This window comes from Humidesulfovibrio mexicanus (genome assembly GCF_900188225.1).
GTDB classification, from domain to species: Bacteria; Desulfobacterota; Desulfovibrionia; order Desulfovibrionales; family Desulfovibrionaceae; genus Humidesulfovibrio; species Humidesulfovibrio mexicanus.
The window spans coordinates 1-9235 of record NZ_FZOC01000013.1; the positions used below are offsets into that span (position 1 = coordinate 1).

General features: G+C 54.1%; 9 protein-coding genes and 1 pseudogene. 1 reads left to right on the forward strand and 9 read right to left on the reverse strand.

Annotated elements, in window-relative coordinates; all coding sequences use genetic code 11:
• Positions 1–142: 142 nt before the first annotated feature.
• The 4 genes and pseudogenes from CHB73_RS16285 to CHB73_RS17360 form a co-directional block, all read right to left on the reverse strand.
• Positions 143–1444, reverse strand: coding sequence for an ankyrin repeat domain-containing protein (locus tag CHB73_RS16285; RefSeq protein ID WP_235641641.1), 1302 nt, complete (start codon positions 1442–1444; stop codon positions 143–145).
• Between the two features lie 158 nt (positions 1445–1602).
• A complete protein-coding gene (locus tag CHB73_RS16290) occupies positions 1603–2508 on the reverse strand; it encodes an ankyrin repeat domain-containing protein (protein WP_089275665.1) in 906 nt (301 codons plus the stop codon).
• 21 nt (positions 2509–2529) lie between these two features.
• Positions 2530–4380, reverse strand: coding sequence for a DUF637 domain-containing protein (locus CHB73_RS16295; protein ID WP_179217106.1), 1851 nt, complete (start codon positions 4378–4380; stop codon positions 2530–2532).
• Positions 4381–4485: 105 nt separating this feature from the next.
• Positions 4486–4614, reverse strand: a pseudogene (locus tag CHB73_RS17360) (hypothetical protein); the annotation flags it as partial.
• Between the two features lie 95 nt (positions 4615–4709).
• Here CHB73_RS17360 and CHB73_RS17365 point away from each other — a divergent pair.
• Complete coding sequence (locus tag CHB73_RS17365) at positions 4710–5018, forward strand: hypothetical protein (protein WP_143337448.1); 309 nt, start codon at positions 4710–4712, stop codon at positions 5016–5018.
• Positions 5019–5384: 366 nt separating this feature from the next.
• Here CHB73_RS17365 and CHB73_RS16635 read toward each other — a convergent pair whose 3' ends face one another.
• The 5 genes from CHB73_RS16635 to CHB73_RS16315 form a co-directional block, all read right to left on the reverse strand.
• Positions 5385–6260 (reverse strand): hypothetical protein, encoded by an 876-nt coding sequence (locus CHB73_RS16635; RefSeq protein WP_143337450.1) that lies wholly within the window; start codon positions 6258–6260, stop codon positions 5385–5387.
• 199 nt (positions 6261–6459) lie between these two features.
• Positions 6460–6858 (reverse strand): hypothetical protein, encoded by a 399-nt coding sequence (locus CHB73_RS16305; RefSeq protein ID WP_089275668.1) that lies wholly within the window; start codon positions 6856–6858, stop codon positions 6460–6462.
• A 1-nt stretch (position 6859) separates the two neighbouring features.
• The gene (locus tag CHB73_RS16310; protein ID WP_089275669.1) at positions 6860–7702 is read right to left on the reverse strand and encodes a hypothetical protein; all 843 of its coding nucleotides are present in this window, start codon (positions 7700–7702) and stop codon (positions 6860–6862) included.
• A gap of 93 nt (positions 7703–7795) precedes the next feature.
• On the reverse strand, positions 7796–8233 hold the full coding sequence (locus tag CHB73_RS16640) for a hypothetical protein (RefSeq protein WP_179217108.1): 438 nt from the start codon (positions 8231–8233) through the stop codon (positions 7796–7798).
• A gap of 2 nt (positions 8234–8235) precedes the next feature.
• The coding region (locus CHB73_RS16315) for a DUF637 domain-containing protein (protein ID WP_179217109.1) at positions 8236–9235 on the reverse strand (1000 nt) is incomplete at its 5' end.

Below are 9235 nucleotides of genomic sequence, written 5' to 3' on the forward strand. Positions count from 1 at the left end.
TCGGCAAGCCCCTGGGCAACGGAGCAGGCAAGGAAGAGGCACACAAGAACAGTAAGAGTTGCGGCGCGTTTAGAACCTGTGGTGGCTTTCACTTTGAATTCCTCGTTTCGTGTCTGAGTATCGCTGCATCCGGCTTGCTCGCCTAGTTCGCAGGCAGAACGGTGAGCCCCTTCTTCATGACGATCTGGCGCATTCCGGCCAGGGCCTTGGCGCGGTAGGCGCTGGCCGTGGCAGCGTCCACGTTGCGCCATATGGCGCGCACGGTCACGATGGTGTCCATGAACCGGCCGATGTAGAGGACGCCCTCCATGTGGGAGGCGTCGGCAATGGCGAAGCGCAGGATGTGGTGGTCCGGGGCGCTCTCCTCGCTGGTGATGGTGGCCTCCGAGCCGAAACCTGTGCGCAGGGTTTTCTGCACCAAGCGCAGGGTCTCGTCCAGGGTGGTGCCGGGCGTATAGGCCGTACCGGCAGTGTAGAAGGTCTTCCAGTCGTTTTCTGTCTGACCCTTGGGAAGATAGTCCAAGGTGATGATTCCGGGCTTCTGTGTCTGCCGGGCGTTTACGTTCTCGCTGGTTTCCGGCGTGTCGGCCCAAAAGGGCAAAGGATACGTCAGATCGACCTGGTGCATGAGCATGTTCAGGTTCTTGGGCTGCTCCGCAGCCTTGGCCGTTGGCACATTCAGCACGTCCGGCGGGGTTGTGTCCAGCACGGCGGGGCGCACGCGGGGATAGCGTCCTTTATACGGTGTGTAGTCAAACACCATGCCGCGCTTCTCCAGCCAGTCCACACAGCGCCAAAACCACATTTCGCCTGGGAGTTCCTCATACCCCTTCCATCCGCCAAGCTTGAATTGGTTTTGTATGCTATGCTGAAGGCTTCTGATGCTTTTCTCTCCGGTGTGCTGATAGTTCACACCCTGTTCCAGCATGAAAAGTGTGAGTTTATAGTTACTCGAGCTTGCAGCATATTGGACAAGCGAATAACCGCTGAACCCATTTGACGAATAATCGATCTGCGCGCCAGCCTTATACAGCATGGCAAAGGCTGCCTCTTGTCCAGGCTTCACTGCTTCGGCTATAACTCGGTAATTTTTGTCCGGCGGCTCCAGGTTGGGGTCGCCCTTGCCTATTTCAAGGCACATCCTCAGATAGTCCACGCCGATTTTCGGTGCTTCCTCCACGGCCATGTGCATGAGGGATTTCTGGGAATACTTGCCGTACCATATTTTGTTTGGGTCCGCCCCGCGCTCAAGCAGGCGGCGGAAACCGGCCTTGCTCGGCTTGTAGAGCACCCAGCCGGGCACAGTGACGCCACCGAACCCAACAGCGTTTGGGTCAGCCCCGGCATCAATCAACCGGTCAATTTCCTTGACGTTCCCCTTGATGGCCGCCTTGACCAGGGCCTGCGCCTGCGGATTGTCCGGGTACGCTTCTGCCGGGCTCATCCTGTACACAGGCGTTGGCAGGGGCTTTGCGTTTCGCTTCGAACGCTCCAGCTTGGCAAGAATGGGGTCTGTCTCCAAATATGCACAGCCAGGGAGGGAAAAAGCTGTGAGCAACGTCACAACCACTGCCATGGGCCAGCTCCGCTTCAAGTATTGGATCATTTGTCCGCCTCCGGCCCAAGGATGTCCGGCGGCGTGGTGTCTAGCACAGCGGGGCGTATAGCAATCCCATAATCGAACTTCATGCCTCGCTTCTCAAGAAAATCGACGCACCTCCAAAACCATATGTACAAGGGGTCATTTTTGTCCCGAGCATAGTGTGCGCCCATCTCCCCTTGTAGGGACGAGTGCAAATCCCAAACACCTCTCTTCTCAGTGCTATAGTGAACGCCACTCGACAGCAGAATGAATAGTATTCTATGATTATTCTGTGATGCGCAAACCTCAGCAAGTGACCTTGCCCTATAGCTACTTCTTATTTTATAATCTATATCAGCTCCAGCATTGTATAATATATAAAATGCGTCAGTGTTAATGTTGTTAACTGCAACAGCGATTGGCCTCTCCCTGCCATCAGGGGGCTCAAGGTTAGGATTACCCTTGCCAACAGAAAGGCACATCTTCAAGTAATCGGTTCCAATTTTGTCAGACATATATATTGTAAAATGCAACAGCGAAGATTGCGCACGTGTTCCATCGTGCCAGATGATGTTCGGGTCGGCACCTCGCTCAAGTAAGCGCCTAAACCCGGCGACATTCGGATGGAACAACACCCATCCCGGCACGGTCTTGCCATACGCCCCCACGTCATTCGGGTTGGCTCCTGCGTCTATGAGCCGGTCAATCTCTTTGACATCCCCTTTGATGGCCGCCTTGACGAGGGCCTGCGCTTGCGGGTTGCCCGGATACATCTCTGCTGGCGTCATATACGCAGGTGGAGTCGGGCCTTTGGGCGCACGCGCCGCAGCGCGCTCCAACATGGCGATGTCGGGGTCGGAGCTGTAGGACGTGCAGGCATAGAGGAACATCACTACGGATAATAATACGAACCTGAACAATGGCATGGGAACGTCTCCTATAATGTACTACGGGGTTACACTCTTTGCCGCCATAAATGGTTCAATCCCATGAAGACCAGCCCCATCCGTCGTGATGCGCGTTCCGTATATTTTGTTTCCAAATGCTGGGTTCAAAATCAAATCCTGGAGGTTCGTCAATAAGTCACTCCTACTTACATATGCTGTCGTCTTGTTGTCCGCATCGCTGCCAGTTCCGCCGGCTCTCGCAATCGTATTTGAGTTAACCGCGGCAGGGTTAAATACGATTGCTTCGTCGATGTAATTTGTTGAAGCCATTGCTGTTGCAACGCCACCTCCCAGCGAATGCCCAGTTGCGACAATCATACAGTTGTTCTTGTCTGCGAAATATTTTAAGACTTTTAAGTTATCCGTGTTCGTAGCAACATCATATTGGGTGCCCCCATATCCGAATGCTTGTTTAACATTCGTCACCATATCCTTCCAACTCGTTATTTCTGTGCCCTTTACAGCGATAACAACCTCGCCCATCGCCTTCATTGCACCAGTTTCGTTCGCCGGTTTATAGTAAATAGATATCCCCAAATTCGTCGCGCTGTTAACCAACTTGTCAGGATCAATGCCTGCCTTTGCTAACTGCTCCGAAGCGAGTTTGGCGACTGATTTATCTTCAAGCGCATCAAGGTTGCCTGGGTCAAGTTTAACGTATTTTTCACCGCCGACCGTTACGCTTTTGCATTGAGCTTCGTACGCGCAATTATCCATCGCGGAGTACTTCTCTTTTTCAGCTTTCTGCGCCGCACTTAGAGGAGTGGCCTTAACCCATTCCGCCATCTCCACAACCATGGAACTCAGGGCCCCCTCAAGGGGGTCCCCTCCTGCCAAAGCGGCCCCGGCTGCACCTGACGCGCCTTGCAGGATGATGCTGACGGCTTTGTTCAACTCGGCTCCGGTAATTTTCCCGCTGGCGTAGCTGGAAAATGAGGATCCGAGCGAGGTGAGGAAGGCCTTCTCAAGGTCATTCCCGCCGACAATATTGCTGGTAATTGTTTTTACAGTAGTTGTCGCCAGTATTTTCCCCACTGCGGGATACGTATCAAAGGTGCTGCCAAACTTGCTCATTTCCCCGGCCAGCACCATGCTTGCGAGCAGTGAACGAACGCCCTGCTCAGAGACCATGGACTCCAGGCTCTTGCCAAGATTTCCGCCTGCAGCGGCGTTCGCTGCAGCAATCGTAATATTAGAAGCCGTAGAGGTGATGCCCGCGACTAAGGCACTATGTATAGCCATCTGCGTCGCCGAGGCGGCCGTGGTGGTTCCGGTTAGGAAAAGAGCACCACCATTGCCCAGTTCACATCCAAGTAGACTGGCAGAGTATCCCGAAGCCCATCCTGCTGTCGCAGCCGAAGCGGCAATGGCCAGCACGATGGTCGCAGCAGGCGAAAGCCCGCCATCCTTCTTGTTCCAGCTCTCGTACTGTTCCTGGACTCCTTTCCAGTTGACGTCGTCGCGCTTGAGCAGCTCGCCCATCCATTCCAGACCCTGGGCCTGGGAAAGCTGCTGAATATCCTGGCGCAGGTCGCCGGTCTGCTTGTACTCGACCGTGACGCCGTCGCGGCTGGTGATGGTGAGGCCCTTGCCTGTGGCGATGAGCGTATTGACGACGGTCTCGGCGCTCTTGCCCTTGTCCTGGGACGACCACGTCAGCCAGCCGACGTTGGAGGAAACGCTGCGGTTGTATTCGCTGTCCTTGCTGGTCAGGAGGGAGACGTTGCCGCTTTTCGCCACAAGCTGGGTCTCACCGCCGGAGGTGATCTTCGCGGCGGTCAGCGTGATGTCCTTCTGCGCCTCAACGCTGACATCGCCCCCTGCGGCGATCTCACTGCGCTCCGTGGTCACCTTGCGGTTCTCCTTCGAACCAGAGGAGGAGATGAGCCCACCGAAACCAGAGCTGCTGCTCTGGTACTGGCTGGAGCTCGTCATCTGTGCGGCCAAGATGTTTGCGTTGCTTGCTGCAGCCAGTTTGACATCCTGTGTGGCGCTGACCGTGCTGCCCGCCACCACGAGATCGCCCGCGCCGGCCTTGCCCGCCTCGGCGGTAAGCGCGCCGCCTGCGGAGACCCGGGAGGCCACGCTGGTGCTGCTGCTGCGTTATGGAGTCGTCGACATTGCCGGTGTCGCGGTACTCCACCCGGATGCCCTGCGCCGCGATGACCTGAATGTCGCCCGTGGCGGTGATCTCCGTGTGCTCCACGCTCTGGTCGGCGTTGCCCTTGTCGCGGGTGGACTGCCAGACCACGTTGGAGCCGGACTTCTTCTCCTGGCTGTACACGCTGGAGGTGTCGGTGAGCAGGGCGATCTCGCCCGTGGCGGACTCCAGCCGCACAGAGCCGCCGCTCTCCAGCCTTGAGGCCTTGAGGGTGACGCCGCCTTCTGTGCGGCTGTTCTTTTCCCTATTCAGCTTTCAAAGAACAAAAGGCCCGGCGGGGCCGGGCCGAAGCGAAACGACTAGCACCAAGCACTGTAACATTAACTAGTTGGTAAGTGGCTAGGTTAGTCGATGCTGTATTTTGTTATGAGTCCTTCAAGTCTACTGTTTTTCCCTAGTGATATAGTGGTCAAAGAGGGAACTTGATTTACTGAGTCTCCAGAAGAAAAGCGAATATAGCTCGCGTCAGACTCATCATCATGCGTAAACGTAAAGAATGCACCACTGTATGTGCCAAGAGCGTCTACGGCATGCTGACCAATACTGTGTTTTAGATTTATAAACTCGATACCTATTATGTCTCCCATCATGCCTATGTCCACAGAGGTCTCGATTTGGACCGGGTTTGTGACGACATGGGCATCGGTAAACCACAATTCGACAACACTGTATCTTATGACGGTCGTAGTCGTATTCATTTTGCTTGGCTTCCTCGTGGTTTACCTTTTCGAGCACTAACAATGGATCCCTTGTCACCGGTTACCACCGTTACGTTGTTTACAGGATCGTAGTAAACTGTTTTCCCACCCCCGACAGGCAAGCCAATAGTTGTTTCAATCACGTTGTCAATAACGCTACCGGGAATATTTCTTAGTGGCCCGGTCTCAGTTTCATAATGTTTAGTCAAGGGACGCCCATGCGGGGTCGTACCAAATTGGGCAGTAGATGCGGCATCATTTTCTGTGAATATGAAATCCCAAGGGCTTCTCTGGACTATTGGCGTGACTGTTGTAAAGTCCTCAGCATCTTGCCCTATGCTCGTCCCGCCGGGCAACTGTGGAACTGTCCCGCCGTTGTCTGGGTAGATTTCGGCTGCCGGAGTATCAACCTTAGGAGGCACAAGCTCTGTGCCTGTCTTGATATCGGGAGGATTGAGCGGCGTACCATCTAGTCCACCGGGATTACTTGTCGCTTGCTGCTGTTGATACTCTTGGATTTTCTCCCGGATAATTTCATTCAGCTTCTCAATTGAATTCCCCGCGGATTCAATCGCTTTTTTCCAATCGGCCTTACTCATCGCGGAGAGGAAGGCCGCAGAGCCCATCAAGGCGGCAAGTGCTGGGTGGGGCACGGGGATAGCAAATGCGTTATTTTCCGCAGCGTTACCACCGGTTGTGGCCGCAGTGTTTACCTCCAAGCCTGAGAAGGCGGCGGCGAGGCCTGCCATCAGCTTGGAAATGTTAACGCCACGATCCACACAGGACAGAATGTCCTTTGGCTCTACTTTGCCTGTGAGAAATTTGTCCTGCAGATCTTTGCGTAACGCCTCCGCCGCCACCTCGCCAACCACACCACCAAGCGCACCGCTGGCGGCGTGGGCAAAAGCCTATTCAGCTTTCAAAGAACAAAAAGGGTCGGCGGAGTGCCGGGCCTTGTCGTGTCTCGCAAATCACTTCGCAGTAGCTGGGCTGAAGAGTATGGAGTTCATCCTTTCGATGGCCTCCAGTTGCTCCAGCGGGTGGTGGAGGAAATATCTGTGCGGGCGATACTTATCCCCACATCCGTTTTGAGCGCTCCTCTTGGTATTGCTCAAGCATCTTCTGGGTGTTACTCCAATTTTCATCTTTAAAAACGACTATTATATCTTGCGCATATTGGGCGAGAAACAGGCCATACCTATCGACAAGTAATCCAGTCTCTCCAACCGTACCCGAAACGAGCTGATAGACCAAGTCAATGGAATACTCTTTTGCCCCAGTGGCCTCCTTGATGAAAGACAACTGCAGCTGGTCCTTGTCGGATACAAACCTCATCACAAACGAACCGTTAGAGATGTCTACGTACGCATTTCCAAAGCTATTTGTTGCATCACTTCCAACAAATCGGAACCCATAATCATAGAAATATGGCACGCAGAATCTCAATATGAAGACAAGTATCCCCACCATTCTATTTCACCTTTCGAAGCGTATTGGGGCCTGCCCATTGGTAGCCTCTGTTATTTATAAGATGACGAACCTCATCAGCCAATATTGAATCTGACCTGATCGCTGACTTAGCAATCGTAATGTTTACCACATCACCTTTAGCAGCAATCATGTCAAGAAAATGAACATTTGCAGCCCAACGCTGTTCATTTGACAAATTATTCCATGTGTTGCCGATATCAAAGTAGCTTGATCCAGTTGCCTTAGCTTGTTCAATATATCCAGGAAAGCTACCCAAAACTGTCCTGCCGCTGTTGGTAATATTCGCTTCGGATAGTTTGATCACACTTTTTGGCAAAACAATTTTTGCGACTTTCTCGACCTTCTGCCCAATCTTGGTGCTCAGGGCAAGCAGGCCAAAGCCCTTGAGCATCTTGAGGAAGGCCGCATTTCCAGCGATGGCGTCAGTGCCCAGGCTCAAGGCAAGTTCGGTGCCATACTCCTCGGCCTTGGCGGTGTCGCCCTCCTGTATCGCCTTTGCGAACTGCCAAGCGTTGTACGTCTGAATGCCCTTATCGATCAACTCCAGGGCGATCATGCCTCCCAGCACGATCAGGGGCAGCACATTGTGCTCAGCCGCGTTCCCGCCTGTCTTTGCGGCGGTGGTTACGTCCAGACCTGCGAAGGCAGCAGCCATGCCAGCGGTCAGCTTGGCGACATCAACTCCCCGTGCCTTGAGTGCCTCGTTCTCGGCCTTCAGCTTGTCCGCATCTTCCTTTGAGAGGATACGCAGGGAGTCAGGGTCCGTGAGCTTGCCGCGCAGCCAGTTCTGCACGAATAAATCGCCCGTTACCTCGCCAACCACGGCCCCCAGCGCGCCGCTGGCGGCACGGGCAAGTGCCTATTCAGCTTTCAAGGAACAAAAAGGCCCGGCTGGGGCCGGGCGATTGGTTGACGCTTACTGTTCTTTGAATTCCGCCAACACATTGTTATAGTATCGAAGTCGCTCTTCCGGCACGTCAAGGCGATCGTATTCACGCCAATCCATTTCCAAGCGATCGGTTACAGTTAGACCGTGGCTTGATGCATTTGCTGCCATGTTAAGTATAAACTCTATGCACTCAAATACCTTACCGCTTTGCTCGTATTCTGTTTGCGACATCACAAGGCGAGTCTGGTCATATATGTTTCCAAGGATACTCGCACATGCATCGCTATGGAACTTTGCGCTGATTTCGTTCCAGTTCATGTAATCGTCAGCAGTCAGCCTATCAACATCCGGTATACATTTTGAAATCGATTCAAATAGATCTACTCTTGGCCACCCGCTGGAGCAGTATAATGAATACAGCATGCACAGAATTGACTGACACCGTAATTTTGTGTTCGTTTTCATCGTCAACGTCCTGACTTGTGTTGCAAGTGCCACACTTCTTTTGTCTTTGGGTTATATATCATTTCCATAACACCGTTGTCGTACTTGTAAAAGCCCGGTTTAAAATCTTTCACAATTGGTCCAGAAGTTTTATATACTTCCTCCGCAGCCAAAAATGGCGTTGCGAGTCGTGGACTTTTCCCGACTTCTTTCGGAATGCCTAGTCTTTCATAGTAGTACTTTGAAAACTTAAACGCCGATCCCTCCGCTTCATAGAACCCGTCAACCAGCTTAATCTCTCTTGAAACCGTAGACGCAACAGCCTTTTCTCCCGCCCTCGCCAGCTTCGTCATGCCCGCTGGCACCATCGGAATCAAGAGGGCGGTGCTATCGGCGGCGAGGTCGATGAATCCCTCTTGGACCATGCCCTTGTCGTCGATGTAGCGACCGTACTGAATTTTGCCCAAATCGTAGAGGACAAACAAGGCGTCCCAGGCGGATTCCGCCCAGTTGTTTCGAACCGCGTTGTCGGCAGTCATGGATGCGGTGCCGACGTCTGCGCCAGAGAGCGCGGCGACAAGCCCTGCGGCAAGCTTGCCGTAGTTGATGCCGAGTTCTTCAAGGGCGGGCATGTCTTTTTCCGAGATGCCCGTCTTCAGCTTTTCCGTGAGGAACGCCTGCGCCGCCACCTCCCCCACCACACCACCAAGCGCACCGCTGGCGGCGTCCTTGCCATCCGCAGCGGCCATGGCACCGCCAAGGGCGGCGTGGGCGATCTTGTGGGTCACGTAGTCCAGATCGCCAGCCTTGGCGGCCGCGCCAATCTCATTGGCGGCTTTCGCCCCCAGGGCATCCACCGCCGCGCCGCGCAGACCGTCGAGCAGATTCTGGCCCAGGTCGCCGCCATAGAGCGCCGTGCCCACCCCGGCCTGAACCGTGCCGGTCACAAGCGTGTCCTGCGCCGCCTTGCCTGCCCAGTCGCCAGCCTTCACGGCATCCTTGAGCCCGTCGATTTTCGCGAGC

Bases quoted from the DNA above. Each gene is read 5' to 3' on its own strand.
- CHB73_RS16285 (WP_235641641.1), bottom strand. From the start codon at position 1,444: ATGAGCCCGGCAGAAGCGTACCCGGACAATCCGCAGGCGCAGGCCCTG.
- CHB73_RS16640 (WP_179217108.1), bottom strand. From the start codon at position 8,233: ATGAAAACGAACACAAAATTACGGTGTCAGTCAATTCTGTGCATGCTG.
- CHB73_RS16290 (WP_089275665.1), bottom strand. From the start codon at position 2,508: ATGCCATTGTTCAGGTTCGTATTATTATCCGTAGTGATGTTCCTCTAT.
- CHB73_RS16305 (WP_089275668.1), bottom strand. From the start codon at position 6,858: ATGGTGGGGATACTTGTCTTCATATTGAGATTCTGCGTGCCATATTTC.